23 protein-coding genes are annotated in these 25,845 nt (G+C 67.8%); 9 read left to right on the top strand and 14 right to left on the bottom strand.

The annotated features are described in order from the left end of the window. Positions 1-199 precede the first annotated feature (199 nt). The 3 genes from HWX03_RS22530 to HWX03_RS22520 all read right to left on the bottom strand — a co-directional run bounded on the left by HWX03_RS22530 (position 200) and on the right by HWX03_RS22520 (position 3,983). Positions 200-1,504 carry an MFS transporter gene (locus HWX03_RS22530; protein WP_175822261.1) on the bottom strand — a complete coding sequence of 435 codons (1,305 nt, stop codon included), beginning with the start codon at positions 1,502-1,504 and terminating at the stop codon, positions 200-202. Positions 1,505-1,706: 202 nt separating this feature from the next. After that, positions 1,707-2,465 (bottom strand): SDR family oxidoreductase, encoded by a 759-nt coding sequence (locus HWX03_RS22525; RefSeq protein ID WP_027785122.1) that lies wholly within the window; start codon positions 2,463-2,465, stop codon positions 1,707-1,709. A 78-nt stretch (positions 2,466-2,543) separates the two neighbouring features. Continuing rightward, positions 2,544-3,983: an aldehyde dehydrogenase family protein gene (locus HWX03_RS22520; RefSeq protein ID WP_175872718.1), complete on the bottom strand. Its 1,440-nt coding sequence runs from the start codon at positions 3,981-3,983 to the stop codon at positions 2,544-2,546. A gap of 290 nt (positions 3,984-4,273) precedes the next feature. On the opposite strand from HWX03_RS22520, the gene ppa reads away from it, so the two are divergent. Beyond that, positions 4,274-4,801, top strand: coding sequence for an inorganic diphosphatase (gene ppa, locus HWX03_RS22515; RefSeq protein ID WP_011352863.1), 528 nt, complete (start codon positions 4,274-4,276; stop codon positions 4,799-4,801). Between the two features lie 54 nt (positions 4,802-4,855). On the opposite strand, the gene HWX03_RS22510 is transcribed toward ppa, so the two are convergent. Together HWX03_RS22510 and HWX03_RS22505 are read right to left on the bottom strand one after the other, a co-directional pair. After that, positions 4,856-5,692 carry a GIY-YIG nuclease family protein gene (locus tag HWX03_RS22510; protein WP_175872717.1) on the bottom strand — a complete coding sequence of 279 codons (837 nt, stop codon included), beginning with the start codon at positions 5,690-5,692 and terminating at the stop codon, positions 4,856-4,858. A gap of 49 nt (positions 5,693-5,741) precedes the next feature. After that, a complete protein-coding gene (locus HWX03_RS22505) occupies positions 5,742-6,776 on the bottom strand; it encodes an AraC family transcriptional regulator (RefSeq protein ID WP_175872716.1) in 1,035 nt (344 codons plus the stop codon). A gap of 142 nt (positions 6,777-6,918) precedes the next feature. On the opposite strand from HWX03_RS22505, the gene HWX03_RS22500 reads away from it, so the two are divergent. Further along, complete coding sequence (locus tag HWX03_RS22500; protein WP_175872715.1) at positions 6,919-9,174, top strand: glycoside hydrolase family 3 C-terminal domain-containing protein; 2,256 nt, start codon at positions 6,919-6,921, stop codon at positions 9,172-9,174. A gap of 71 nt (positions 9,175-9,245) precedes the next feature. Here the strand turns inward: HWX03_RS22500 and HWX03_RS22495 are convergent, their stop codons facing one another. Then, positions 9,246-10,424, bottom strand: a complete 1,179-nt coding sequence (locus HWX03_RS22495; RefSeq protein ID WP_174429190.1) for a GNAT family N-acetyltransferase — start codon at positions 10,422-10,424, stop codon at positions 9,246-9,248. Positions 10,425-10,533: 109 nt separating this feature from the next. Here HWX03_RS22495 and HWX03_RS22490 point away from each other — a divergent pair, with 109 nt between their 5' ends. Together HWX03_RS22490 and HWX03_RS22485 are read left to right on the top strand one after the other, a co-directional pair. Then, complete coding sequence (locus HWX03_RS22490) at positions 10,534-12,252, top strand: NAD+ synthase (protein ID WP_175872714.1); 1,719 nt, start codon at positions 10,534-10,536, stop codon at positions 12,250-12,252. Between the two features lie 83 nt (positions 12,253-12,335). After that, positions 12,336-12,674 carry a P-II family nitrogen regulator gene (locus tag HWX03_RS22485; protein WP_006398637.1) on the top strand — a complete coding sequence of 113 codons (339 nt, stop codon included), beginning with the start codon at positions 12,336-12,338 and terminating at the stop codon, positions 12,672-12,674. A gap of 176 nt (positions 12,675-12,850) precedes the next feature. Here HWX03_RS22485 and HWX03_RS22480 read toward each other — a convergent pair whose 3' ends face one another. Both HWX03_RS22480 and HWX03_RS22475 read right to left on the bottom strand, forming a co-directional pair. After that, the gene (locus tag HWX03_RS22480; protein WP_174389131.1) at positions 12,851-13,930 is read right to left on the bottom strand and encodes a porin; all 1,080 of its coding nucleotides are present in this window, start codon (positions 13,928-13,930) and stop codon (positions 12,851-12,853) included. A 552-nt stretch (positions 13,931-14,482) separates the two neighbouring features. Then, positions 14,483-15,436: a LysR family transcriptional regulator gene (locus tag HWX03_RS22475; RefSeq protein WP_175872713.1), complete on the bottom strand. Its 954-nt coding sequence runs from the start codon at positions 15,434-15,436 to the stop codon at positions 14,483-14,485. Positions 15,437-15,550: 114 nt separating this feature from the next. Here HWX03_RS22475 and HWX03_RS22470 point away from each other — a divergent pair, with 114 nt between their 5' ends. Beyond that, complete coding sequence (locus tag HWX03_RS22470; protein WP_175872712.1) at positions 15,551-16,048, top strand: GNAT family N-acetyltransferase; 498 nt, start codon at positions 15,551-15,553, stop codon at positions 16,046-16,048. 64 nt (positions 16,049-16,112) lie between these two features. On the opposite strand, the gene HWX03_RS22465 is transcribed toward HWX03_RS22470, so the two are convergent. The 4 genes from HWX03_RS22465 to HWX03_RS22450 form a co-directional block, all read right to left on the bottom strand. Continuing rightward, the gene (locus HWX03_RS22465; protein ID WP_175822270.1) at positions 16,113-16,892 is read right to left on the bottom strand and encodes an ABC transporter ATP-binding protein; all 780 of its coding nucleotides are present in this window, start codon (positions 16,890-16,892) and stop codon (positions 16,113-16,115) included. Positions 16,893-16,910: 18 nt separating this feature from the next. Beyond that, entirely contained in the window at positions 16,911-17,624 is a 714-nt protein-coding gene (locus tag HWX03_RS22460) for an ABC transporter permease (protein ID WP_175872711.1), read from the bottom strand. Further along, positions 17,621-18,310 (bottom strand): histidine ABC transporter permease HisQ, encoded by a 690-nt coding sequence (gene hisQ, locus HWX03_RS22455; protein WP_174389127.1) that lies wholly within the window; start codon positions 18,308-18,310, stop codon positions 17,621-17,623. Before hisQ ends, HWX03_RS22460 begins: the two co-directional genes overlap by 4 nt. A 223-nt stretch (positions 18,311-18,533) precedes the next feature. Further along, the gene (locus tag HWX03_RS22450) at positions 18,534-19,316 is read right to left on the bottom strand and encodes an ABC transporter substrate-binding protein (RefSeq protein ID WP_174389126.1); all 783 of its coding nucleotides are present in this window, start codon (positions 19,314-19,316) and stop codon (positions 18,534-18,536) included. A gap of 366 nt (positions 19,317-19,682) precedes the next feature. On the opposite strand from HWX03_RS22450, the gene HWX03_RS22445 reads away from it, so the two are divergent. Continuing rightward, entirely contained in the window at positions 19,683-20,387 is a 705-nt protein-coding gene (locus HWX03_RS22445; RefSeq protein ID WP_175872710.1) for a pirin family protein, read from the top strand. Positions 20,388-20,456: 69 nt separating this feature from the next. Here the strand turns inward: HWX03_RS22445 and HWX03_RS22440 are convergent, their stop codons facing one another. Continuing rightward, a complete protein-coding gene (locus HWX03_RS22440) occupies positions 20,457-21,011 on the bottom strand; it encodes a periplasmic heavy metal sensor (protein ID WP_175872709.1) in 555 nt (184 codons plus the stop codon). A 224-nt stretch (positions 21,012-21,235) separates the two neighbouring features. On the opposite strand from HWX03_RS22440, the gene HWX03_RS22435 reads away from it, so the two are divergent. Then, positions 21,236-21,961 carry a response regulator gene (locus tag HWX03_RS22435; protein ID WP_006493394.1) on the top strand — a complete coding sequence of 242 codons (726 nt, stop codon included), beginning with the start codon at positions 21,236-21,238 and terminating at the stop codon, positions 21,959-21,961. After that, positions 21,945-23,261, top strand: coding sequence for an ATP-binding protein (locus tag HWX03_RS22430; protein ID WP_175822275.1), 1,317 nt, complete (start codon positions 21,945-21,947; stop codon positions 23,259-23,261). Before HWX03_RS22435 ends, HWX03_RS22430 begins: the two co-directional genes overlap by 17 nt. A 42-nt stretch (positions 23,262-23,303) precedes the next feature. On the opposite strand, the gene HWX03_RS22425 is transcribed toward HWX03_RS22430, so the two are convergent. Further along, the gene (locus tag HWX03_RS22425; protein ID WP_175822276.1) at positions 23,304-23,570 is read right to left on the bottom strand and encodes a hypothetical protein; all 267 of its coding nucleotides are present in this window, start codon (positions 23,568-23,570) and stop codon (positions 23,304-23,306) included. Positions 23,571-24,075: 505 nt separating this feature from the next. Between HWX03_RS22425 and HWX03_RS22420 the strand changes: the two genes are divergently transcribed. Further along, positions 24,076-25,833, top strand: coding sequence for an ABC transporter permease subunit (locus HWX03_RS22420; protein WP_175822277.1), 1,758 nt, complete (start codon positions 24,076-24,078; stop codon positions 25,831-25,833). The last annotated feature ends 12 nt before the right edge of the window (positions 25,834-25,845 follow it).

The following is a 25,845-nucleotide window of genomic DNA, read 5'->3' as shown; positions in this document are numbered from 1 at the left end:
CGTCTGTTGCGGGGCAGTCGGGACGCGTGGTGCCTTCATCCGGTCGGCGAAGCACCCGCTTGGCGAAGCATCCGGCCGGTGCGGGTTTTGCCTGTTCGAAATTGAAAACGCCCCGGCGGCCGGGCAATGCCGGGCGTCGGGGCGTTTCGTGGGGCCGGCCGTCGACCGGCGTGTCCGGTGCGCTTTTACGCGCCGCGCATCACTTGTCGACCAGCCGCTTCGGCACCGACAGCGCAAGCAGCCCGCCGAGCACGAGGAACCCGGCCAGCATGTACATACCCGCATCGTTGGCGCCCGTCACCTGCTTGAGCCAGCCCATCAGGTACGGGCTCAGGAAGCCGGCGAGGTTGCCGATCGAGTTGATCATCGCGATGCCGGCGGCGGCGGCCGTGCCGCCGAGGAACGCGGTCGGCAGGCTCCAGAACAGCGGCAGCGTCGTCAGGATGCCGATCGTCGCGAGCGTGAGGCCGAGCATCGCGAGCGCGGTCTGGTGCGCCCAGATCACCGACAGCACGAGGCCGAGCGCGCCGATCGCGGCCGGAATCGCGAGGTGCCAGCGGCGTTCGCGGCGCTTGTCCGCGCTGCGCGCGATCAGGATCATCGCGACCACCGCGGCGGCATACGGAATCGCTGACAGCAGGCCGATCATGATCGTATCGGTCACGCCCGTCGCCTTGATGATCGTCGGCAGCCAGAAGCCGACGCCGTAGAGCCCCATCACGAACGAGAAATAGATCAGCGCCATCAGCCAGACGCGCGGGCTCGACATCACCGCGCCGAGCGGCAGGTCTTCCTTGGTGGCTTCTTCCGCGTCGACGTTGCGGGCGAGCAGCGCCTTTTCCTCGTCGGTCAGCCACGTCGCCTTCGCGATCCGCTCGTCGAGCGCGAAGAACACGAGCACGCCGGCGAGCACCGACGGAATGCCTTCGAGCAGGAACAGCCATTGCCAGCCGTGCCAGCCGCTCACGCCGTCGAACGCCTTCAGGATGAAGCCCGAGATCGGTCCGCCGATCACGCCGGACAGCGCGACGGCCGTCATGAAGAACGTCGTCATCCGGCCGCGCCGGTGCGCGGGATACCAGTAGGTGAGGTAGAGGATCACGCCGGGGAAGAAGCCCGCTTCGGCGACGCCGAGCAGGAAGCGCATCACGTAGAACATCGTGGGCGTCGTGACGAACATCGTCAGGATCGAGATCACGCCCCACGTCGCCATGATGCGGGCGATCCACACGCGTGCGCCCACCCGGTGCAGGATGATGTTGCTCGGCACCTCGAACAGGAAATAGCCGAAGAAGAAGATCCCGGCGCCGAGCCCGTACACGGTATCGCTCAGGTTCAGGTCGCTCGCCATCTGCAGCTTCGCGAACCCGACGTTCACGCGGTCGAGATAGGCGACCACGTAGCACAGCAGCAGGAGCGGTACGAGCCGCCACGACACCTTGCGGTAGGTTGCTTCCTCGAATGCGCCGGACGAGCCCGGCAGCGACTGCGTCGATGTTGCCATGTTGTCTCCTGTCGATCCAAGTTAGCGCTTTAGCGCTTACTTGGATCCCATGCTTTGCGGTCGATCCAGGTGAGCGCTTGAGCGGTTACCTGGATCCGATGCACCACTGTCGTTGTAGTTGGCCGGGGCAGACGCAGCGGCGCGTCCGATCCGGTTTCGGGTGAAGCAAGAAGCGGTAAGGTAATCGTGCGGCCTGGTACGGCTAGATGCAGCGCCCGCCGTCGACTTCGAGGCAGACGCCGGTGATGAACTCGGCTTCGTCGGACGCAAGGTACAGCGCGGCGTTCGCGATGTCCTGCGGCGTCGAGAAGCGGCCGAGCGGGATCGTCGCGAGGAAGCGGCGGCGATTTTCCGGGGTGTCCTCGCAGCCCATGAACTCGGTCATCAGCGCGGTTTCCCCGAGTACCGGGTTGATGCAGTTCACGCGGATGCGATCGGCGCCGAGCTCGGCCGCGAGCGACTTGCTCGCGGTGATCATCGCGCCCTTCGTGCTGTTGTACCAGACGAGGCCCGGGCGCGGCCGCACGCCGGCCGTCGACGCGACGTTCACGAACACGCCGCCGCCCTGTGCGCGGAAGTACGGCACGAAGGTCTGCACGCACCAGAACAGGCTCTTCATGTTGACCGCGTACACGCGGTCGAATTCGGCTTCCGTCACGTCGAGCACGGGCTTGTTGCGGTGCGTGGTGCCCGCGTTGTTCACGACGATCTGCACCGAGTGGAAATCGTCGAGCGCCGCCTGCAGCAGCGCGCGCCAGTCGTCCTCTTTCGATACGTCGCCGGCTACCGCGATCGCCTTGCCGCCCGCGAGCGCGATCTCGCTCGCGACGCGCTCGGCCGCCGCACCGTTCAGGTCGTTGACGACGACGTTCGCGCCTTCGCGCGCATACGTCTTCGCGATGCCTTCGCCGAACCCCGAGCCGCCGCCCGTGACGATGGCCGTCTTGCCGCTCAACCGCATGGTGTGTCTCCTGTGCTGGTCATGAGAGTCGTCGTGTGTCGACAGGCGGCCGGGCGCTGCCGGCCGCCTGCCGTGCGTTCAGCCGTGCCGGATCGCAATCGTCTTCAGCGCAGTGAAGCCGTACAGCGCCTCGAAGCCTTTCTCGCGGCCATGGCCCGAATGGCCGACGCCGCCGAACGGCAGCTCGACGCCGCCGCCCGCGCCATAGTTGTTGATGAACACCTGGCCTGCGCGCAGGCGCCGCGCAAGCCGCATCTGGCGTGCGCCGTCGCGTGTCCAGATGCCCGCGACGAGACCGTACGGCGTGCCGTTCGCGAGCGCGACGGCTTCGTCCTCGTCGACGAAACGCATCGCCGCGAGCACGGGACCGAACACTTCCTCCTGCGCGAGCCGGTGCGACGGCGGCACGTCGCGCAACAGCGCGGGCGCCTGGTAGAAGCCGGTTTCGGGCGCGTCGGCGACGACCTGCCCGTGCGCGGCCATCGGAATGCCGTCGTGCTGCGCGTCGGACAGGAAATCCCACACGCGTTGCTGCTGCTTCGCGTTGATCAGCGGGCCGCAGTCGAGATCGGCGCGGCTCGGGCCGACGCGCAGCCCGTTGAACGCGGTGGCGAGGCGCTCGACGAGCGGCTCGTACACCGCGCGCTCGATCAGCACGCGGCTGCCGGCCGAGCAGGTCTGCCCGCCGTTCTGCACGATCGCGGACACGAGCACGGGCAGCGCCGCGTCGAGATCGGCATCGGCGAACACGATTTGCGGCGACTTTCCACCGAGTTCGAGCGTGACCGGCACGTGGTTCTCGGCCGCCATCTGCGCGACCAGCTTGCCGGTGGCCGGCGAACCCGTAAACGAGATGTGGTCGATGCCCGGATGACGGGCGAGCGCGGCGCCCGCTTCATGGCCGTAGCCGGTGACGACGTTGAGCGCGCCGGCCGGCAGCCCGGCCTCGGCGGCCAGCTCGGCGACGCGCAGCACGGACAGGCATGCGTCCTCGGCCGGCTTGACCACGCAGGCGTTGCCGGCCGCGAGCGCCGCGCCGACGCTGCGCCCGAAGATCTGCATCGGGTAGTTCCACGGCACGATATGGCCCGTGACGCCATGCGGCTCGCGCACCGTCAGCACCGTGTAGCCGGCCTGGTAGGGGAGGGTCTCGCCGTGCAGTTTGTCGGCGGCGCCTGCGTAGAACTCGAAGTAGCGCACGAGCGCGGCTGCATCGGCGCGCGCCTGCTTCAGCGGCTTGCCGGTGTCGCGCGCCTCGATCGCGGCGAGTTCCTCGAGATGGTCGGCCACGCGTGCCGACAGCCGCATCAGCACGCGGCCGCGTTCGGCGGCGCTCGCGGCGCCCCACGGGCCCGCGAATGCGTCGCGGGCCGCGGCGACCGCGCGCTCGATGTCGGGCGCGGTGCCGCGCGCGATCGTCGCGAACGGCTGGCCGTCGGACGGATCGACGACCGCGATGGTTTCCAGTTGCGCGGGCAACGTCCATTCGCCCGCGATGAAGTGCTTCGCCTCTTCCATGTGTGCTCCTGTCGACCCAAGTTAGCGCTTCAGCGCTTACTTGGGTCCCATGCATCGCGGTCGGCCCGAGTCAGCGCTTTGACGCTTGCTCGGATCCCTGCCTTGTAGTCGACGTGCAACGCCGCCGCCGGTTCGACGGCCGGACATCCGGAACGATTATCGCGCCGATCGTCATCCGGACGCCACCGGTCGATTGGCTATAATGGCGCATTCCTTTTGGGGGACGCCCGCGGCGGTGCATCGGCCGCGGCGCCCTGTCCCGAATTCCCATCGACCTACAGAGAGTGCTCATGAGCTTCAATCATGTTCCGGCCGGCAAGGACCTGCCGCAAGATTTCAACGTGATCATCGAGATTCCCGCGCAAAGCGACCCGGTGAAGTACGAGGCGGACAAGGAACTGGGCCTTCTCGTCGTCGACCGCTTCATCGGCACGGGCATGCGCTACCCGGTGAACTACGGCTACATCCCGCAGACGCTGTCGGGCGACGGCGATCCGGTCGACGTGCTGGTGATCACGCCGTTCCCGCTGCTGGCCGGCTCGATCGTGCGTTCGCGCGTGCTCGGCATGCTGCAGATGACCGACGAGTCGGGCGTCGACGCGAAGCTGGTCGCGGTGCCGCACGACAAGGTCTGCCCGATGACGGCAAACCTGAAGTCGATCGACGACGTGCCCGAGTACCTGAAGGACCAGATCAAGCACTTCTTCGAGCAATACAAGGCGCTCGAGAAGGGCAAGTGGGTGAAGGTCGAAGGCTGGGCCGGCATCGAAGCCGCGCACAAGGAAATCACCGACGGCGCCGCGAACTACAAGAAGTAAGCGGCGTGCCGGCCGACGGCCGGCTCGTACGGAACGCAAACCGCGCGTGTCTCCTCAGGAGGCCGCGCGGTTTTGTTTTGCGCGCACGGTTTTCCGGCGAGCGGACGCGGAGACAGACGGGGGCGGGGCGGCAGGTGCTTGCTTCGCGCGTTTCGCGCGGGGCGGGGCAACGGACGGAGCGGTCGCTTCGGCGGTTTTCGTGGCCGATGGACGGCGCCGGGCCGGTGCGGAAGCGGCGTCTTCGCGTACGTCCGCGGCTGGTCTGCCGGCGGCCGGTGCCTTCCTTTTTGACGGCGCGGAGTGGGGCGAGCCGGTTTTCTCTACCGGTTTGCTACGCGACGAGGTCTTTTTTGCGGCTGCATCGCCGTCGGCTTTTGCACGTTTCGCGTTCGGTGCGGCTTGATTTGCCTTCGTCGACTTCGACGCTTGTTTGTCTTTCGCAGGCTTCGCGGCCTTTGCAGACCCGGCAGCTTTCCCGGCCTTCACCTTTTTCCGGGCAACCTGTTCCGTTGCAGCCGTTTCCGCCGCATCGTCGACATTTTCCGCCTTCCCCTTCTTCCGCCCGCGCGCCGTCGCCTTCGTCCCGGCCGTGTCGCCGCTCTCGTCGAGCGCTATCACCACCACCGGCAACACCGATTCCAGCGTCCGCAACCCGGCCGCCAGCTCGCGCTTTTTCGCGGGCGTGAGCCGCTTCACCCAGTATTCGGCGCGCGACGCGCTCGACCGGTCGGGCAGCGGAAACGACGCGAGCACCGCGCGCGGCTTGCGCGAGCGCGTGTAGCGCGCGCCCTTGCCGGACGCGTGTTCGTCGAAGCGCGCGGCGACATCGGTCGTGATGCCCGTGTAGACGCTGTCGTCGGCGCATTCGATCAGATACAGAAACCAGGACATGGCGGGGCGGCGGGATGCGAAGCCGCCAGTGTCTCAGAAAAAACGGGCGTCAACGCCACCGGTCGCCGTGCCCGTCGCGGAAGCGGCTCGGCGCCGCGCCGAGTTCGCGCGTGAAGAAACGCGTGAACGCGCTCGTCGAACGGAAGCCGACGCGCACGCCGATCTCGCCGATCGGCAACTGCGTATTGAGCAGCAGGTCGCGCGCCTCGCCGAGCCGCGCCTGCGCGACGAGCGCATGGAAACCGACCGCTTCGCGATGCAGCCGCCGGCGCAGCGTCCAGCGCGACATCGCGAAGCGCGTGCACACATGCTGCATCAGCGTATCGGTCGGCACGTCGGCGTCGTCGGACGTGCGCAGCCAGTCGCGCACGCATTGCTCGACCGACGAGCCGAACGTCGAGCGCGCGCGCACGCGCTCGCGGGCGGCGTCGGCGGCATGACGCTGGATGCCGGCGAGCGGCGCGTTGTAGCGCTCGAACGGCGTGTCGAAGTGCGCGGAGCGCAGCACGATGCGGTTGTGCGCGGCATCGAACGAGAGCGGTGCGCCGAGCATGTCGCGCAGCGCGGCAACGGGCGCGAACGCGCGGCCGGCGAATGCGGCGTCGTCGATGCGCACGTGCGGGTCGTACAGGCGTGCGAGCGCCGCGAGGATCGCGAGGTTCGCGAACGCGCTGCCCGCGTGCCGGCCGTCTCCTTCGTTCACGTACTCGAGCGCGATCGCGTCGCCGCTCTCGTGCGCGAAGACCCAGTCGACGTTGCCGATCAGCTCGCGATAGTGCAGGTAGCCGTGCAGCGCGTCGCGCAGCGTCGCCGCGTTGCACGTGATGCCGGCGAGCTCGGGAAACGGTACGAGCCACGGCACGACCTGCGGCGGCGGGCGATGCCACGACAGCGGCCAGCCGCTCGTCAGCCGCATTGCGGCGACGTGCCGGTCGCCCGCGATGCGGCGCGTGTCGTCGGCGAACTCGGCCGGCCCGATGCCGAGCGTCTCGTAAAGCGGTGCGGGATCGATGCCGTTCGCGCGCGCGTCTTCGCACAGCCAGCGGTAGATCCGGACGGATACCGATTTCTGTTGCAACTCCATGTCTGTCTCCCTGTCGTCATGCCGTTCGGGTTTGTCCCCGCTGCGAGAGGTCAACGCATGCTCCTGCCGGTCAAGCGTGGTGACCGGTCAATTTTTAGACTTGGAGTGGCCACAAGTACAACAGAACGATTCTGGAGGATCAATGAAAACTTCGCTGTTCCGGTGTTCGACGATTGCGTCCGCGTGTGCGCTCACGGTGCTGCTCGCATCGTGCGGCGGCGACGACATCCATGCGCCGGTCTCGCCGGCCGACCCCGACGCGGCAGCCGACCAGCGCGCGGCCGCGCTCGTCGCGCAACTGACGACCGACGAGAAGCTGCAGCTCGTGCATGGCACCGGCATGCCCGCGCTCAGCCTGGGCGGCCCGTTCCCGGCCGACGCGCTGAACGGCGCGAGCTACATCCCGGGCGTGCCGCGGCTCGGCATTCCGGCGGTCAGCAGCGCCGATTCGGCAGGCGGCGTGAACGTGAAGAACGCACGCGTGACCGCGCTGCCCGCGCCGGTCGCGCTCGCGGCGACGTGGGACCCGGCGCTCGCGGGCACCTACGGCACGCGTATCGCGCTCGAGTTGCGCGCGCTCGGTTTCGCGGAAGGGCTCGGCGGCGGCGTGAACCTCGCGCGCGAGCCGCGCAACGGCCGCACCTTCGAATACATGGGCGAGGACCCGGTGCTCGCGGGCACGCTGAGCGCCGCGCGCACGCAGGCCACGCAGGCGCGGAAGGTGATCGCGACGATCAAGCATTTCGCGTTCAACGACCAGGAAACCAACCGGATGACGGTCGATTCGGTCGTCGACGAGCGGACCATGCGCGAGGCCGAACTGCTCGCGTTCGAGATCGGCGTGAAGGACGGCCAGCCGGGCAACGTGATGTGCTCGTACAACAAGCTGAACGGCGTGTATGCGTGCGAGAACCCGACTCTGCTGACGACGGTGCTGAAGAACGAGTGGGGCTTCAAGGGCGTCGTGCAGTCCGACTGGGGCGCGACGCATTCGACGGTCGCGGCCGTGCAGGCCGGGCTCGACGAGGAACAGCCGGGTGCGGCCGACGACGGCAACGCGCCGCTCGGCTCGTACTTCAATTCGAAGCTGCGCGCGGCGCTGCAGGCCGGCAGCGTGTCGGTCGCGCGGCTCAACGACATGGTGCAGCGCAAGCTGCGCACGCTGATCCGCATCGGCGTGATGGACGCGCCGCCGAAGCCGGGCGGCGCGATCGACGAAGCCGCCGGCAATGCCGACGCGCTCGCGATCGCGCGGCAAGCGGCGGTGCTGCTGAAGAACGCGGCCGCGCCGGGCGACGCGCAGCCGGTGCTGCCGCTGGCCGCGGGTTCGCTCAAGTCGGTCGTCGTGATCGGCGGGCATGCGGACGCGGGCGTGTTGTCGGGTGGCGGCTCGGGCGCGGTGCCGGCGATCGACGGCAACGCGGTGACGTTGTGCCAGCAACCGGCCGACATGCTGTTCGGCGGGTGCGCGACCTGGTACAAGTCCGCGCCGCTCGCGGCGATCCGCGCGAAGGCGCCGAACGCATCGGTCAGCTATCTCGACGGCACCGACGCGAACGCCGCGGCCACCGCGGCCGCGCAGGCCGATGTCGCGATCGTATTTGCCACGCAGTGGCAGACGGAAGGGCTCGACCTCGCGAGCCTGTCGCTGCCCGATGCGAAGGCGGACCCGTACAACCAGCAATACGACCAGAACGCGTTGATCGCCGCGGTCGCCGCGAAGGCGAAGCGCGTGATCGTCGTGCTCGAGAACGGCAGCCCCGTGCTGATGCCGTGGCTCGCGAACGTGCACGGCGTGCTGGACGCGTGGTATCCGGGCGCGCAGGGCGGCCAGGCGATCGCCGACCTGCTGTTCGGCGACGCGAATCCGTCGGGCCGGCTGCCGCTGACGTTCCCGAAGCAGGAGGCCGACCTGCCGCAGCCGACGATCGATCCGTCGAATCTGCGGAACGTCTATACGGAAGGGCTCGCGTACGGCTATCGCTGGTTCGACGCGAAGGCGATCGAGCCGTTGTTCCCGTTCGGCTACGGGCTGTCGTACACGACGTATGCATTGTCGGCGATGTCCGCGCAGGCCGACGCAGCGGGCAACGTGACGGTCGGCGTGACGGTGACGAATACCGGTGCGCGCGCCGGTACGCATACGGTGCAGATCTACGCGGCGCTGCCCGCGTCGCTCGGCGAGCCGCCGAAGCGGCTCGTCGGCTGGACCAAGGTCGCGCTGCAGCCGGGCGAGGCGCGCACGGTCAGCGTCGCGGTGCCGGCGCAGCGCTTCGCGGTGTGGGATGCGAATGCGCATGCATGGCGGATCGGCGCGGGCAGCTACGGGCTGTCGGCGGCCGCGTCGTCGCGCGACCCGCAGGCGCTGTCGCAGACGGTGACGCTCGCCGCGCACTGAACCGGCGGCGGCCGTGCGGCTTGCGGCGAGGCCACGCATGGCTTCGCCGCATGCCGGTGCGCCGGATGGCGCTAGCCGGGGCCGCGCCGGAACGGATCGTGTTCGCGCAGTTCGTCGACGTACGCGTGGATATGCTCGGTCTCGCGTTCGAGAAAGCGCGCGACCGCATCGGAAAACGCCGGATGCGCGAGCCAGTGCGCGGAGTGCGTGACGGTCGGCAGGAAACCGCGCGCGAGCTTGTGCTCGCCCTGCGCACCGCCTTCGAACGTGTCGAGCCCGGCCTCGATGCAGAATTCGAGCAACTGGTAGTAGGCCGTTTCGAAATGCAGGCAGGGCACGTGCTCGAGCGCGCCCCAGTAGCGGCCGTACAGCGTGCCGCCGCCGTGCTCGCCGCGCCGGTACACGGCGAGCGCGCTCGCGATCGGCCGGCCGTCGGCTTCCGCGATCACAAGCAGCAGGTTCTCGGGCATCGTCGCGCCGATCGTGCGGAAGAAGTCGAGGTTCAGGTACGGGCTCGAAAAGTGCTCGCGGTAGGTCTGCCGGTAGCAGCGCGAGAAGAAGCGCCAGTCGGCGTCGGTGATTCGATCGCCGGTCAGCCGCCGGAAGGTCACGCCCGCGTCGTGCACCTTGCGCCGCTCCGCGCGGATGTTCTTGCGCTTCTTCTGCTCGAGCGTGGCGAGGAAATCGTCGAAGTGGCGGTAGCCGTCGTTGAGCCAGTGGAACTGCACGCCTTCGCGCAGCATCATTCCCATCGATTCGAGGAGCCGCGCTTCGTCACCGGTCGGGAACAGCACGTGCAGCGACGACACGTCGCTCTGCTCGGCGAACGCGAGCAGCGTGGCCGCGAGCCGGCGGCGCGCGTCGTCGTCGGCCGCGAGCAGCCGCGTGCCCTGCACCGGCGTGAACGGCACCGCGCACAGCAGCTTCGGGTAATAGGGCAGGTCGTTGCGCTGGTACGCATCGGCCCACGCCCAGTCGAACACGTATTCGCCGTACGAATGCTGCTTCGCGTAGACGGGCGCGGCGGCCGCGAGGCGGCCGGTGCGCGGGTCGGTCAGCGTAACGAAGTGCGGCGACCAGCCGGTGTCGTCGACCGCGCAGCGCGCGACGTGCAGCGCGTCGAGGAATTCGTGGCGCAGGAACGGCGTGGGCTGCGCGTCGCGTGCGAGCAGCGCGTTCCATTCGTCGGCCGGCACCTCGGCGGGGGACGACAGGATGCCCGTGCGATAATCGATGCGTTCGTGTTTCAAGCGTGAATCCGTACCGTTGGATGTTGCCGGAGGCGGGCCGCCGTGGCCCGCGCCCGGATCGATTTCGTCAGCCGTTCAAGGCGCGCCGCCGGGTTGCGCCGATCCCGCCATGAAGACCCGACTCGCTCTCGCCCAGATCAACGTCACCGTCGGCGATTTCGCCGGCAACGTCGCGCGAATCGTCGCGGCCGCGCGCGCCGCGCACAACGATGGTGCGCAACTGATGGTCGCACCCGAACTCGCGCTGTCCGGCTATCCGCCCGAAGACCTGCTGCTGCGGCCCGCGTTCTACGCGGCGGCGGCCGCCGCACTCGATGCGCTCGCCGATGCGCTGAAGGCGTTCGACGGGCTCGCAGTGCTGGTCGGCCATCCGTTGCGCGGTCCGGGCAGGGGTGCGGGTAGCGATGCGCGCGCGTCAGCCGTCGATGGTAATGCAAACCGCCCGATCGAGCGCGGCGTGCCGCCCACCGACACCTTCAACGCGGTGTCGCTGATCGTCGGCGGCGAGATCGTCGGCACCTACCGCAAGCAGGATCTGCCGAACGCCGAGGTGTTCGACGAGAAACGCTACTTCGCGACCGACGCCGAGCCGCTCGTGTTCGAGCTGAACGGCGTGAAATACGGCGTGATCATCTGCGAGGACGCGTGGCATGCGTCGGCCGCGCAGATCGCGAAGGCGGCCGGCGCGCAGGTGCTGCTGATCCCGAACGGCTCGCCGTATCACATGAACAAGGAAGCGGTGCGCATCGACATCCTGCGCGCGCGGATTCGCGAGACCGGGCTGCCGATGGTCTACGTGAACCTCGTCGGCGGCCAGGACGAACTCGTGTTCGACGGCGGTTCGTTCGTGCTCGACGCGCAGGGCGCGCTCGTCGCGAAGATGCGGCAGTTCGACGAAGGGCACGCGATCGTCGAATTCGACGGCGCGCGGCCGCTGCCCGGCGCGATCGCGCCCGAGCTGTCGACGCACGCACAGGTGTATCGCGCGCTCGTGACCGGCGTGCGCGACTACATCGGCAAGAACGGCTTTCCCGGCGTGCTGATCGGGCTGTCGGGCGGCGTCGATTCGGCGCTGGTGCTGGCCGTCGCGTGCGATGCGCTCGGGCCCGAGCGCGTGCGCGCGGTGATGATGCCGTCGCGCTTCACGGCCGACATCTCGACCACCGACGCGGCGGAGATGGCGCGGCGCGTCGGCGTGCGCTACGACGAGATCGCGATCGCGCCGATGTTCGATGCATTCCGCGCGGCGCTCGCGGGCGAGTTCGCGGGCCGCGCGGAAGACGCGACGGAGGAGAACATCCAGGCGCGCATCCGCGGCACGCTGCTGATGGCGCTGTCGAACAAGTTCGGCTCGATCGTGCTGACGACCGGCAACAAGAGCGAGATGGCGGTCGGCTACTGCACGCTGTACGGCGACATGGCCGGCGGTTTCGCGGTGATCAAGGACATCGCGAAGACGCTCGTTTACCGACTGTGCCGCTATCGCAACGAAACGAACGATTACGCGCTGCGCGACGTGATTCCCGAGCGGATCCTGACGCGCGCGCCGTCGGCCGAGCTGCGCGAGAACCAGACCGACCAGGACAGCCTGCCGCCGTACGACGTGCTCGACGCGATCATGCGGATGTACATGGAAGAAGACCGGCCGCTCGCCGAGATCGTCGCGGCCGGCTACGCGCAGGCCGACGTCGAGCGCGTGACGCGGCTCATCAAGATCAACGAATACAAGCGCCGCCAGGCGCCGATCGGCATCCGCGTCACGCATCGCGCATTCGGGCGCGACTGGCGCTACCCGATCACGTCACGCTTTACCGAACGGCTCGATTGAGCGGTGCTGGGCCGGATGCGGCCCGCCGGCTTACAATCGGGATCGCGATTTTTCATCCAAACGAGCATTGGGGGACAACCACCATGAAACGCATCACCGCCATCATCAAGCCGTTCAAGCTGGACGAAGTCCGCGAAGCGCTCGCCGAAGTGGGTCTCACGGGCCTGACCGTGACGGAAGTGAAGGGCTTCGGCCGCCAGAAGGGCCATACCGAGCTGTATCGCGGCGCCGAGTACGTCGTCGACTTCCTGCCGAAGATGAAGATCGAGGTGGTCGTCGCGGAAGCGCAGGTCGATCAGGTGATCGACGCGGTGATCGGTGCGGCGCGCACCGGCAAGATCGGCGACGGCAAGATCTTCGTGTCGGACGTCGAGCGCGTGATCCGCATCCGCACCGGCGAAGAGAACGAAGCGGCCGTCTGAGCGCCGCGTCCGCGCCATTCGCTCAATCGCGGCCGCTTCGGCCGATCGGGCCACGGGTCGCACGAACCCGCCGCCCAAGAAAAAACGGTGCGGATACCCGGTTGGGTACCGCACCGATACGCGCCTCTCGCAGCAGCGTGGAAAGTGTTGTCGAATCGTTCTTTGACGGCGCCTGATCAGAACAGGTGCTGGATGCCGGCGTAGACGCCGGTCTGGCTGCCGCCCGGATGCGGGTTGCCGGTCGACACGGCGGTGCCTGCACCGTTCGCGTTCAGACCGAAGTTGGCCGACGAGCTGTTGCGCACCGTCGCGGCTTGCAGGTCGAACAGCGTGCGCTTCGAGATGTTGTACGTGCCGCCGATCGTGTAGATGTTCGCGTTGCCGCCGCCGTGGTTCGCGTTCACGTGATACACGGCTGCGATCAGCGCCGCTGCCGGCGTGGCCTGCCACGTCACGCCACCCCATACCTGTTGCGTACCCGTCACGCCGGCGTTCACCGCCGGGCCACCGCTGCCGTCGGCGCGCGATGCCTGGTAGGCCGCCTGAACCTTGAACTGGCCGAGGAACACGTTCACGCCCGCGAAGTATTCACGCGAGTAGTTGAACACGTCCGAGAAGCGGCCATTGCTGTCGCGCGTTTCGTCGTAGATGCCGCGCAACTGGAACAGCGAGTTCGTGTAGGTGACCTGACCGCCCATTGCACGGCCCGGTTGGCCGGCCGTCGTGTTGCCGTTGAAGCTGGTCGAGTTCGAGAACGAGAACTGGCCGTAGAAGTCGAGGCCGTAGAGCGACGGCGACTGGTACGACACGTTGTTGCTGGTCTTGTTCCAGTTACGGCCGCGCACCAGCGAGGCCGTCGACCAGGCCGACTGGCCGAACGGGTCGAAGTCCCACACGCCGTTGGCGATCGCGAGTTCGCGACCCAGCAGCAGCGTACCGTAGCGGTCGTTCGAGATACCGACCGTCGCGAAACGATCCCAGATCGAGCCGCTGAAGCCGCCCGTCATCGTGTTGAACGCGCCTTCGATGTGGAACAGGACCTTGTTGCCGCCGCCGATGTCCTCGCTACCCTTCAAGCCCCACAGGCTCGTGCCCCAGTCGCCGCTTTCCGCGCGCACTTGGTGGCCGTTTTGCAGGCCGTTCATGTACTCGATGCCTGCATCCAGGCGGCCATACAGCGTGACGCTGCTCTGCGCGTGCGCCGTCACCACCCCAGCAGCCATCAGCGCGGCCGCGACCAAAGCTTTCTTCATCATCTCCTCCATACCCTGTCAAAAAGTCAACCCAGACTGCACGAGATGCCCGGAGCGCGAGCGCCGGGCAAAAGCGGGATAACCAGGGAGACCTCGTGCAGGGCCGGTAAGCGCGGCACGCGGGCAAGCAGACGGAAAACCGTTGAGCGGTCCCGCGCAGCCGGGTCGGCCTGCGGGGTCTCCTTGTTGTGTCGTGAAGCTAAACTACATTTCACGAACTTCGTTTTGCTACTTTGGTTACTAATTTAGCAAAAATACAATTTTGTGGCGATGGAAATCGTTGTTTGACTAACCGCTGTCGCCAAATTGCCATGCAACACGGTGCGCAACAGGGGCACCGAGGGTTCTCGATTACCGGAAAACCCTTGTCCCGCAAGGGAGACATGGATTCCACGGGCATGGGTCAAGGATTGCCACTATTGACGTTGCCGGGGCGCCGGCGTAAGCGCGAAAGTCGCGAAATTGGTAAGTATTTCGTAATGATTCGGGCGATTGCCGCGATCGCTGGTCGACGCCTGAAACGCCCGTCCTGCAACGCGCCGCGCGTAGTCCGGGTTAATCCGGGCTCGGCCGTGCGTCGAGCAACTGGGCGCGAATCCAGCGATGCGCATCGGTGCGCGCGTGCTTCGCATGCGAGTAGACCTTCACCGTGTAACGCGGGATCTCGAACGGCGCCGGGAAGAGGCGGATCGGCGCCGCGTGCCGCAGCGCCTGCGCGGCGCGGTTCGGCACGGTCATCAGGAGTGCCGACTCCGCGATCACGAACGGCGCGGCCAGCACGGTCGGCAACTGCACGGCCACATGCCGCGCAAGGCCGAACCGGTCGAGCACGTGGTCGACGACGCCGCGCGACTCGTTCCACGGCGTGACGACCACGTGGCGCGCCGCCAGGTACTGGTCGAGCGTCAGCCGCCGGCGGATGGTCGGATGCGCAGCGCTCGCGATCACGACGTAGTCGTCGGAGAACCAGTCGAAATCCTCGATACCGGGCACGTCGGCCGCCGATTCCTCGTGGTAGCCGAGCGCGAAGTCGATGCGGCCGGCCGCGAGCTCGTCGACGGAAATCTTGCGGTCCGAATGGACGACGCGGATCCGCAGGTGCGGCGCCACGTGCTGGATGCGGGCCAGGAACGCCGGCAGCACCGCGAACGCCGTGTAGTCGGTCGCGGCGAACACGAACGTACGGTCGCTTTGCGCGGGATCGAAGCGGCGCGCGCGGGCGAGCCCCTTCGACATCGCGTCGAGCGCGTCGCCGGCCCACGTGGCGATGTCGTCGGCGCGTACGGTCGGCTGCATCTCGTTGCCGAGGCGCACGAACAGCGCATCGCCGATCGCGTCGCGCAGCCGGGCGAGCGCATGGCTCAACGCCGACGGGCTCAGCGCGAGCTCATGCGCGGCCGCAGCGACCGACCGGTGGCGGTACAGCGCGTCGAACACGAGCAGCAGGTTCAGGTCGAGGCGGCGCAGGTCGGGATGCATGATGTTCAGGTCTGGATGAAGAAACTGCACTTCCTGCAGTTGTGTCGTGAACGTAGCATGTCGATCTGACCGGCGCCAGATGCGAGAGGAGAGCACGGGCGCCGCATTCCATTTTCCGTCCGGGCCGAAGGAGGGCTCCCCACCGTGCAAATCGATATCCGTTCCGCCACCGTCGCCGACGTGCCGCTGATCCTGCGCTTCATCACCGAACTGGCCGTCTACGAGAAGGCGGAGCACGAAGTCGTCGCGACGCCCGAATCGCTCGAACGCAGCCTGTTTGGCGAAGGCTCGCCGGCGCGTGCGCTGATGTGCGAGGTCGACGGCGAGCCGGCCGGCTTCGCCGTATATTTCTTCTCGTATTCGACGTGGCTCGCGCGGCAGGGGCTGTATCTCGAGGATCTGTACGTGTCGCCGCGTTTTCGCGGCGCCGGCGCGGGGCTGCGGCTGCTGAAGGCGCTCGCGCGGATCGCGGTCGAGTCGGGCTGCGGGCGTTTCGAATGGAGCGTGCTCGACTGGAACGAGCCGGCGATCCGCTTCTACGAGGGCGTCGGCGCGGCGCCGCAGAGCGAATGGGTGCGTTACCGGCTGGCGGGCGACGAGCTGCACGCGTTCGCCGACGGCGCACCGGTGAGCGCCGCGTAAACGCAAAACGGGCGCCGCGCGGCGAACCGCGGGGCGCCCGTTCGAGCGTGGCGGGTGACGGACGTTACTTGAGGCTGCCCGACAGGAAGCCGCGCAGGCGCTCGCTCTTCGGGTTCGCGAACACCTCGGCCGGCACGCCTTGTTCCTCGACGCGTCCCTGGTGCAGGAACATCACGTGATTCGACACGTTGCGCGCGAAGCCCATCTCGTGCGTGACGACGATCATCGTGCGGCCTTCCTCGGCCAGCTTCTGCATCACCTTCAGTACTTCCCCCACCAGTTCCGGGTCGAGCGCGGAAGTCGGCTCGTCGAACAGCATCACGTCCGGATGCATCGCAAGCGCACGCGCGATCGCCACGCGCTGCTGCTGGCCGCCGGACAGATGCGACGGATACTGCTTCTCGACGCGCGGCGCGAGCCCGACCTTCTCGAGATATTCGCGCGCACGGTCCTCGGCTTCCTTCTTCGGGATGCCGAGCACGTTCACCGGCGCTTCCATCACGTTCTCGATCACGTTCATGTGCGACCAGAGATTGAAGTGCTGGAACACCATCGACAGCTTGGTGCGCACGCGCTGAAGCTGCTTCGGATCGGCCGCGCGCAGCGCGCCCGCCTTGTCGAGCGCGGTGCGCACTTCCTCGCCGTCGACGAAGATGCGGCCTGCGTTCGGCTGCTCGAGGAAGTTGATACAGCGCAGCATCGTGCTCTTGCCGGAGCCGGACGAGCCGATCACGCTGATCACGTCGCCCGAGTTCGCCCTCAGCGACACGCCTTTGAGCACCTCGTTGTCGCCGTACCGCTTGTGGAGATCGTCGACGAAAAGCTTCTGGGTCTGGGAATTCATCAATATTCCTGCGAAAACTTACTTGCCTTGCGGGCGCAGATACGCGAGCCAGCGGCGCTCGGCCTGGCGGAACAGCCACACGAGCGTGAACGAGATCACGAGATAGAGCAGGGCGGCGATGCCGAACGCGTGGAACGACATGTAGGTGGCCGAGTTCACGTCGCGCGCGATCTTCAGGATGTCCGGCACGGTCGCGGTGAAGGCCACCGTCGTCGCGTGCAGCATCAGGATCACTTCGTTGCTGTACAGCGGCAGCGCGCGGCGCAGCGCCGACGGCAGGATCACGCGGCGATACATCGTGAACGAGGACATCCCGTATGCGCGCGCGGCTTCGATCTCGCCGTACGACGTCGCCTTGATCGCGCCCGCGAAGATTTCGGTGGTGTACGCGCAGGTGTTCAGCGTGAACGCGAGCAGCGTGCAGTGCATCCCGTCGCGGAAGAACGCATCGAGCATCGGCGTGCCGCGCACGGCCTGCAGGCTGTAGAGGCCCGTGTAGCAGAGCAGCAACTGCACGTAGAGCGGCGTGCCGCGGAACACGTACGTGTACAGCCATACGGCGCTCGACAGCCACTTCTTCTTCGACACGCGCGCCACGGCGAGCGGCACCGACAGGCAGAAGCCGAGGCCGATCGACACGACCAGCAGCCACAGCGTGATCGCGACACCGGTGATGCGATAGCCGTCGGTGTACAGATAGTTGCGCCAGTATTCTTGGATGAGTTCGATCATAGGTCAGCCTTGCGGACACCGGTCGAGTAGCGCTTTTCGAGCCACATCAGCACGAAGTTCGAGATCGTCGTGATGGCGAGGTAGACCGCTCCCGCGATCAGCGTGAAGAAGAAGAACCGCAGCGTGCCCTTGCCGGCGTCCTGCGACGCCTTCACGACGTCGGCCAGGCCGATGATCGACACGAGCGCGGTCGACTTCACGAGCACCTGCCAGTTGTTGCCGATGCCCGGCAGCGCGAAGCGCATCATCTGCGGGAACATGATCCGCGTGAACACCTGCCAGTTCGTCATCCCGTAGGCGCTGCCGGCCTCGAGCTGGCCGCGCGGCACCGACAGGAACGCACCGCGGAACGTCTCGGTGAAGTACGCGCCGTAGATGAAGCCGAGCACGAGCACGCCGGCGAGGAACGGGTCGATGTCGATCTGGTCCCAGCCGAGCGCGTCGGTCGCCATGTTCAGCCAGATCTGCAGGCTGTAGAACAGCAGCAGCATCAGCACGAGATCGGGTACGCCGCGGATCAGCGTCGTGTAGACGGTGCCGACGCCGTGCGTCACGCGGTTGCGCGACAGTTTCGCGCCGGCGCCGAGCAACCCCAGCAGGAACGACAGCGCAAGCGAAAGCACCGCCAGCTTGACGGTTTGCCAGGTGCCGGCGAGGATCAGCGGGCCGTAGCCTTGTAGAAACATATGGGGTCCCTGGTGTGGTCCCTGAGGGCGCACGCAGTGCGCCGCGAAAGACGCGCCCGCCAAGCTGCGCGGAACGCCCCGTGCGTATCATGACCGTCCGCCCCGGCAACGGGGCCGGGCCCGCCCGTCGCGCGAGCGGCGGGCAAGGGAGCGGGCGGCGCGTGGTTGACTGCCTGTACTGCCCGGACGCGGGGCCGCCCCCGCATCCGCTGCTTGTCGGCGCTCAGCGGGCCGGCGCCGAATAGACGCTGAACGAGAAGTACTTGTGCGACAGCCGGTCGTACGTGCCGTCCTTGTGCATGTCGGCCAGCGCCTGATTGATCCTGAGCTTCAGGTCGGTGTCTTCCTTGCGCAGGCCGATCGCGGTGCCGTCGCCGATCGTCTTCGGATCCTTCACTTCCGGCCCGGCGAACGCGAAGCCCTTGCCGCGCGGCGTGCGCAGGAAGCCGTAGTCGGCCTGCAGCTCGTCCTGCAGCGTCGCGTCGAGGCGGCCCGAGCCGAGATCGGTATAGACCTGGTCCTGGTTCTGGTAAGGAACGATCGTCACGCCTTGCGGTTCCCAGTACGCCTTCGCGTAGGTTTCCTGCGTCGAGCCCTGCTCGACGCCGACGCGCTTGCCTTTCAGCGACGCGACCGTCGGCAGCAGCGGCGAGCCGGTCTTCGCGATCATCCGCGCGGGCGCGTCGTACACCTTGTCGGAGAAGTCGATCTGCTCGCGGCGCTTGTCCGTGACGGTCAGCGACGACACGATGACGTCGTACTTCTTCGCCTTCAGCGCCGGAATGATCCCGTCGAGATCCTGCGCCACCCACACGCATTTCACGTTGATCCGCTTGCAGATTTCCTTGGTGAGATCGACGTCGAAACCGACGATCTCGCCGCTCGGCGCGGTCGACTCGAACGGCGGGTAGCTGGCGTCGACGCCGATCCGCACGGTCTTCCACTCCTTCGCGAAGGCGCTGCCCGCCACGAGGGCGAGGGCGGCGCACAGGGCGGCCTTCTTCATTTCCATCCTTCTGTTGCTGACTTACCGGGGGCGCTCGCGGCCGGTCGGACCGGGCGCCGCGGCGTATTCTAGACGGCCAAAAATCGCCGATCGGCGCTCTGGCGTTGACGGCCGCCGGAACGGCGAACGCCAAAAGGGCGGTATTTTACCCGAACGCGATACCCGGAAAACGGCAATCCGGCACGGTCGACCGATTCCTCGAATCGGCTGTTGCGGCAATCGTGGTATTCGCAACGAATATTTCGGCAATTGGTTGCGCGGGTGCAACGATGCGGTGCGCGGGCGGCGGATTGTGGCGCTGTCGGCCTCCCCTTACAGTGGAGGTAAACCCGAACAGAACATCTGCGCCCCCGAGCGTCCACCCCAATGTTCCAGATCCTGCGCGCCGAAGACCGCTGGCACACGCGTCACGGCTGGCTCGAATCGAGTCACAGTTTTTCGTCTGCCTGCCACGCCGCGCATGCGCCGGTGCGTCCGCCCGTCGGTGCGCTGTGCGTGCTGAGCGAGGATCTGATCGCGCCGACCCGCGGTTTCGGGATGCAGCCGCGCCGCGACGTGGAGATCGTCACGTACGTGCTGGATGGCGCGCTCGCGCACCGCGACAGCCTCGGCTGCGGCGCAATCGTCCGGACCGGCGGCATCCAGCGAGTGAGCGCCGGCACGGGGCTCATGCACAGCGAAACCAACGCGTCGCGCGACCGGCCGCTGCATCTGCTGCAGATCTGGCTGCAGCCGGCCGAGCGGGGCGGGCGGCCCGGCTATGAGGAACGGCGCTTCGCCGACGACGAGAAGCGCGGCAGGCTCAGGCTCGTCGCGGCGCCCGACGGCGGCGACGGCGCGCTGTCGATGCGGGCTGACGCCCGCATCTTCGCGGGGCTGATCGACGGCGACGAGACGACGGCGTTCGACGTGCCGGCCGGACGCAGCCTCTACGTGCACGTGGCGCGCGGCGAGGTCGAGGTCAACGGCCGCGCGCTGGCGGCCGGCGACGGCGCGCGGATCGGCGGCGTGGACGCGGTGGCGTTCGCGCGCGGCCGAACGGCCGAGGTGCTGCTGTTCGACGTCGCCTGAAACGAAAAAGGGGACGCAGGCCGGTGCCTGCGTCCCCCTTCGGCGCCGCTGCGGGAGCGGCCCGCCGGCTTACTGCGCCGGCGCCGACGCGCCCTTGGCAGCCGCGCGATGCTGCTCCCAGCGCTCCTTCATCTTCTCGTGGCGCTGTTCCATCTTCGCGAACTGCTGTTTGAGCGCCGTGCTGACCATCGTCTTCTGCTGGTCGTTCAGCCCGTTGTAGAACGTGAGCCACGCGGCGGACGTCTGCTCGCGCAATTGCGCGTTCTGCGCCTCCGCCTGCTGGCGCGCCGAGTGCATCGCGCTCAGGTCGAGGATCGGCTGGTTCTGCTGCGCCTTGAACTGCTCGCGCATCTGCTCGTGGCTCTTGCGCATCGCGTCACGGTTCTGCTTCATCGTGTTGACGGCCGCCTGCCATTGCTGTTCCTGCGACGCGTTGAGCTTCAGCTGGTCGTGCAGTTTCATGATTGCGCCGAACGGGCCGCCTTCGTGCCCGTCATGCATCCGGTGCATGCCGGGGCCGCCCGGCGGCGGCATGTCGTCGGACTGCGCGGCATGCGCGGCGCCGAATGCGAGAGCGAGCACGGTGGCGGCCGCGATGGCCACGCGGGAAGTCTTCTTATACATTTCAGAAACTCCTTGTATCCAAAGGGTCCGGCGATGCGGCGCCGGGAAAGTCGGGTACCGCATCCGGTAAGACGCAGGTTAGCGATGCAGGCCCCGGCGGGTGTTACGCGGGGTGGCTGCCCGGTTACCGCGCATTACAGTTCCCTTGCGCGGTAACCCGCAGTAACCCTTTCGTCCCTTTGTTTCGTTCTTCGACTCCGCCCTCGCGCGGTAAACTTCGAGCCATGACTACCCAGATCCTCATCGTCGACGACGACCAAGAACTCCGAGACCTGCTGCGCGACTATCTCGTGCGCCAGGGGATGGAAGTGTCCGTGCTGCACGACGCGGCGACGCTCGAAAAGCGCCTCGAGCGCGAGCGGCCCGACCTGATCGTGCTGGACCTGATGATGCCGGGCGTGGACGGCCTGACCGCGCTGCGCCAGTTGCGCGCGGCCGGCGACGACATCCCCGTGATCATGCTGACCGCGCGGGCGGACGACGTCGATCGCATCGTCGGGCTCGAACTCGGCGCGGACGACTACCTCGGCAAGCCGTTCAACCCGCGCGAGCTGCTCGCGCGCGTGCAGGCCGTGCTGCGCCGCCGCCGCGCGACGCCGTCGGCGGCCGCGCCCGAGCAGCGCGAGCCGTTCGCGTTCGGCCGCTTCCTGCTCGATTTCCAGGCGCGCACGCTGTCGGTGGACGGCAAGCCGGCCACGCTGTCGAGCAGCGAATTCGCGCTGCTGAAGATCTTCGTGAACCACGCGCTGCGCACGCTCACGCGCGAGCGGCTGCTCGAGCTGCTGCACGGGCCCGAGTACGACGGCACCGACCGCGGCATCGACGTCCAGGTGTGGCGCCTGCGCCGCATCCTCGAAACGGATCCGTCGACGCCGCGCTTCATCCAGACGGTCCGCGGGCGCGGCTACGTGTTCGTGCCCGACGGCGAGGCCCATGCGCAAACCCATTGATTCACTGTTCGGGCGGCTGGCGCTGCTCGTCGTCGGCGTCCTGCTCCTGTCGCACTTCGCGTGGTTCTTCGCGATGCGGCTCGAGCGTAACCAGATGCAGACGCGTTATGCGGTCGAGGAGGCCGCGTTCCTCGTCGACGCGGTGCGCCAGCACGTGGCGCGCACGCCCGACCAGCCGCTGCCGTCGCGCGTGCGGCTCGTGTCGCCGGACAGTGCCGACGTGCCGAAGGGCGGCGATTCGGGGCTGCCGCCGCCGCTGAAGCGGTTCCGCGACGACGTGAGCGACCGCATGCCGCCCGGCACGCAGGTCGAGATCGGCACGCCCGGCCATCCGCCCGTGCTGTGGGTGAAGGAGCCGGCCGACCGCAACTGGATCGTGGTGCCCGTGCAGCCGCTGCGGCCGCCGCGCTCGCTCGACCGGATGCTGCTGTGGCTCGGCACGATCTTCTCGGCCGGCGTGATCGCCGCGCTGTTCGCGGCCTGGCAGTTGCAGCAGCCGCTGCGCTCGCTCGCGCGCGCGGTCGCGCGTTTCGGCCGCGGGCAGCCGGTGCCGCCGCTGCGCGAACGCGGGCCGCGCGAGCTGCGCCAGCTCACGCACGGCTTCAACCAGATGGTGGAGCAGGTGTCGCAGGCCGAGAGCGATCGCGCGGTAATGCTGGCCGGTGTCGCGCACGACCTGCGCACGCCGCTCGCCCGGATGCGCCTGCGGGCGGAAATGATGGACGACGCGCGGCTGCGCGACGGCGTCGTGCGCGACGTCGACTCGATGTCGCACATCGTCGACCAGTTCCTGGTGTTTGCGCATGGCGGGGCCGACCGCAGCGAGCCGGTGCCGGTCGACCACGCGTGCGAGCGGATCGCGCGCAGCTATCGTGCGGTCGCGCCGAACGCGCCGACGGTCCAGACGCGGCTGGAGGCCGATCCCGGCTTCCGGCTGCCGACGGCGACGCTCGACCGGATCCTGTCGAACCTGCTGGACAACGCGCATGCGTATGGCGCGCCGCCCGTGTTCGTCGAGACGGCGCGCACGCCGGCCGGCTACGTGCTGTCGGTCAGCGACAGCGGCGGCGGCATCGCGCCACGCGATCTCGCCGCCGCCACGCGGCCGTTCGTGCGGCTCGACCCCGCGCGCGGCGGGAACGGCCACAGCGGGCTCGGGCTCGCGATCGTCGAGCGGCTCGTGCTCAGGCTGGGGGGCACGTGCGACATCGGCAATCGGCCCGAAGGCGGCCTGCGTGTGTCGATGACGTTCCCGTTCGAGGCCGTGCCGAAGGACGAACCTCACGCCCAGGCCGCATGAGCGGTTGCGGCGCCTGCCCGGCCGGGCAGGCGCCGCGCGGCGTCATTCGCCGAACAGCGTGCCGAGCGTCTCGGCCGCGTTGCTGTCGATCGTGTTGTAGGTCACCGTGGTGGCCTCGAAGATATAGACGGTCGTATACCGGCCGAGCCGCTCCAGGATTTCCTCCTGCAGCGATTCCGGCACGACGTTCATGTTCAGGTACCACGCCGTAGACGACAGCCGCACCTGGAACGACCCGTACTCCTGCATGAGTTCATAGAACGCGTCGGCATCCTGATCGCGACAGACGATCACCAAGTTTCCTGCCATTCCCTTCCTCCCGCTCGTCGGTCGATCCCCGGGGCCGGTTGACATAGGGCGCGTGCGCATTGCCGCGACACGGCCGAAACGAACCCCGGGGGCTAGCCCCGATCATACCTGCTTCGCCGTATCCGGCTGCTGATGCCGGACACGGTTTGTGCCCGCGTGCGGGTGGCGGGTTCACGGCCGGGCCGGATCACGGCATAATTCGGGCCTGCGTACCGGCCGCAGGACCGCGGCCGGGCTATTCCGTACCGCGCGCCCGCCATTCGCCCACGCGCCGGGCACGATCCATGCGCTGCCTGCGCCGTCCCCGGACGGTTGTACCTGAAATACAGGTTGGTGTAGTGTCGTGCCGTCGCGGCCCGGCTCGACCGGCCGCGGCAGCGCATGCGCGCACGGCGCGCCGCGTGTGCGCGAGATCGCCAGTCAATCGAATTACCGCGCCCGTGCGCTTTGCCATGAATCAACATCGACTGCCGGCTTCGATCGGCCTTACCGGGGAGGGCGCCTGATGAACGTCGGATTCTTCAATCCGAACCGGACCGCCAACGCATCCGCGTGGCGCGTGTTGCCGAACCGGTGGGACTTCATCGCATTTCCGCTGATCATCTGCCTGATCGCGATGGCGGTGGTCGGCTTTCACGAAACGATGGCGCCGATCGGCGTGCTGCAGACGCAGAAGATCTCGCTCGATCCGTCGAACCTGCCCGAATACGCGTTGCGCACCACGCTGCGGATGCTCGCCGCGATGGTCGCGTCGCTCGCGTTCACGCTCGTCTACGGCACGCTCGCGGCCAAGAGCCGCCGCGCGGGCATGGTGCTGATCCCGATCCTCGACATCCTGCAGTCGGTGCCGGTGCTCGGCTTCATCTCGTTTACGGTCACGTTCTTCCTCGCGCTGTTCCCGAGCCGCGTGCTCGGCGCCGAGCTGGCCGCGATCTTCGCGATCTTCACGAGCCAGGCGTGGAACATGACGTTCAGCTTCTACCAGTCGCTGCGCACGGTGCCGCGCGACCTGGACGAAGTGGCGCGGAGCTTCCACCTGACGTCGTGGCAGCGCTTCTGGAAGCTCGAGGTACCGTTCTCGATGCCGGGCCTGATCTGGAACATGATGATGTCGATGTCGGGCGGCTGGTTCTTCGTCGTCGCGTCGGAGGCGATCACCGTCGGCAACCAGACGATCACGCTGCCGGGCATCGGCGCGTATCTCGCGCAGGCGATCTCGGACAAGAACTTCGGCGCGATCGGCTGGGTGATCCTGACGATGACGGTCGTGATCCTCGCCTATGACCAGTTGCTGTTCCGCCCGCTCATTGCGTGGGCCGACAAGTTCCGGATGGAGAACACCGCGTCGGGCGATGCGCCGCAATCGTGGCTGCTCGATCTCGTGCGCCGCACGCGGCTGATCCATCAGTTGCTCGTGCCGGCCGGCTGGTTCTTCGCGAAGGCCGCGCGGATCCCGCTGCGCCTGCCGCTGTCGGGCGCGATGCGCTTCACGCTGCCGCGCGTCGAGAAGAAGGGGTCGCGCACGGTCGACATCGTGTGGGCGGGGCTCGTGCTGCTCGGCACGGCCTATATCGTGTGGCGCGTCGTCAGCTTCGTCGCGACCGGCGTGACGATGGCCGAGGTCGGCCACGTGCTCGTGCTCGGGCTCATCACGCTGCTGCGCGTGGTCGTGCTGATCTCGATCGCTTCCGTGATCTGGGTGCCGATCGGCGTGTGGGTCGGGCTGCGCCCGAAGCTGGCCGAGAAGCTGCAGCCGCTCGCGCAGTTCCTCGCCGCGTTCCCGGCGAACCTGCTGTTCCCGGTGTTCGTGATCGTGATCGCGCGCTTCCACCTGAACGCGGATATCTGGCTGTCGCCGCTGATCGTGCTCGGCACGCAGTGGTATATCCTGTTCAACGTGATCGCCGGCGCAACGTCCTACCCGAACGACTATCGCGAAGCGGCGACCAACTTCCGCATCCGCGGCTGGCAGTGGTGGCGTCAGGCGATCCTGCCCGGCATCTTCCCGTACTACGTGACCGGCGCGATCACCGCATCGGGCGGCGCGTGGAACGCGAGCATCGTGTCGGAAGCCGTGCAGTGGGGCAACACCCGGATCGAGGCGCACGGCCTCGGCGCCTACATCGCGCGGACCACCGCCGCCGGCGATTTTCCGAAGATCATCCTGGGCATCGCCGTGATGTCCCTGTTCGTCACCCTGTTCAACCGCCTGCTGTGGCGCCCGCTGTATGCCTTCGCCGAAGCGAAGCTGCGGCTCGACTGAGACCGATTGAGA

The organism is Burkholderia sp. BCC0397, from assembly GCF_902832865.1.
Lineage (GTDB): Bacteria > Pseudomonadota > Gammaproteobacteria > Burkholderiales > Burkholderiaceae > Burkholderia.
Note: the sequence above shows the minus strand (reverse complement) of the source record. Positions and strands in the feature narration are given on the sequence as shown.

Coding starts and splice junctions, on each gene's coding strand:
- HWX03_RS22490 (WP_175872714.1), top strand. CDS start 10,534: ATGAAGACCCGACTCGCTCTCGCCCAGATCAACGTCACCGTCGGCGAT.
- HWX03_RS22525 (WP_027785122.1), bottom strand. CDS start 2,465: ATGCGGTTGAGCGGCAAGACGGCCATCGTCACGGGCGGCGGCTCGGGG.
- HWX03_RS22520 (WP_175872718.1), bottom strand. CDS start 3,983: ATGGAAGAGGCGAAGCACTTCATCGCGGGCGAATGGACGTTGCCCGCG.
- HWX03_RS22460 (WP_175872711.1), bottom strand. CDS start 17,624: ATGATCGAACTCATCCAAGAATACTGGCGCAACTATCTGTACACCGAC.
- HWX03_RS22510 (WP_175872717.1), bottom strand. CDS start 5,692: ATGTCCTGGTTTCTGTATCTGATCGAATGCGCCGACGACAGCGTCTAC.
- HWX03_RS22420 (WP_175822277.1), top strand. CDS start 24,076: ATGAACGTCGGATTCTTCAATCCGAACCGGACCGCCAACGCATCCGCG.
- HWX03_RS22530 (WP_175822261.1), bottom strand. CDS start 1,504: ATGGCAACATCGACGCAGTCGCTGCCGGGCTCGTCCGGCGCATTCGAG.
- HWX03_RS22480 (WP_174389131.1), bottom strand. CDS start 13,930: ATGATGAAGAAAGCTTTGGTCGCGGCCGCGCTGATGGCTGCTGGGGTG.
- HWX03_RS22440 (WP_175872709.1), bottom strand. CDS start 21,011: ATGTATAAGAAGACTTCCCGCGTGGCCATCGCGGCCGCCACCGTGCTC.
- HWX03_RS22465 (WP_175822270.1), bottom strand. CDS start 16,892: ATGAATTCCCAGACCCAGAAGCTTTTCGTCGACGATCTCCACAAGCGG.
- HWX03_RS22425 (WP_175822276.1), bottom strand. CDS start 23,570: ATGGCAGGAAACTTGGTGATCGTCTGTCGCGATCAGGATGCCGACGCG.
- HWX03_RS22485 (WP_006398637.1), top strand. CDS start 12,336: ATGAAACGCATCACCGCCATCATCAAGCCGTTCAAGCTGGACGAAGTC.
- HWX03_RS22430 (WP_175822275.1), top strand. CDS start 21,945: ATGCGCAAACCCATTGATTCACTGTTCGGGCGGCTGGCGCTGCTCGTC.
- hisQ (WP_174389127.1), bottom strand. CDS start 18,310: ATGTTTCTACAAGGCTACGGCCCGCTGATCCTCGCCGGCACCTGGCAA.
- HWX03_RS22500 (WP_175872715.1), top strand. CDS start 6,919: ATGAAAACTTCGCTGTTCCGGTGTTCGACGATTGCGTCCGCGTGTGCG.
- ppa (WP_011352863.1), top strand. CDS start 4,274: ATGAGCTTCAATCATGTTCCGGCCGGCAAGGACCTGCCGCAAGATTTC.
- HWX03_RS22505 (WP_175872716.1), bottom strand. CDS start 6,776: ATGGAGTTGCAACAGAAATCGGTATCCGTCCGGATCTACCGCTGGCTG.
- HWX03_RS22450 (WP_174389126.1), bottom strand. CDS start 19,316: ATGAAGAAGGCCGCCCTGTGCGCCGCCCTCGCCCTCGTGGCGGGCAGC.
- HWX03_RS22435 (WP_006493394.1), top strand. CDS start 21,236: ATGACTACCCAGATCCTCATCGTCGACGACGACCAAGAACTCCGAGAC.
- HWX03_RS22445 (WP_175872710.1), top strand. CDS start 19,683: ATGTTCCAGATCCTGCGCGCCGAAGACCGCTGGCACACGCGTCACGGC.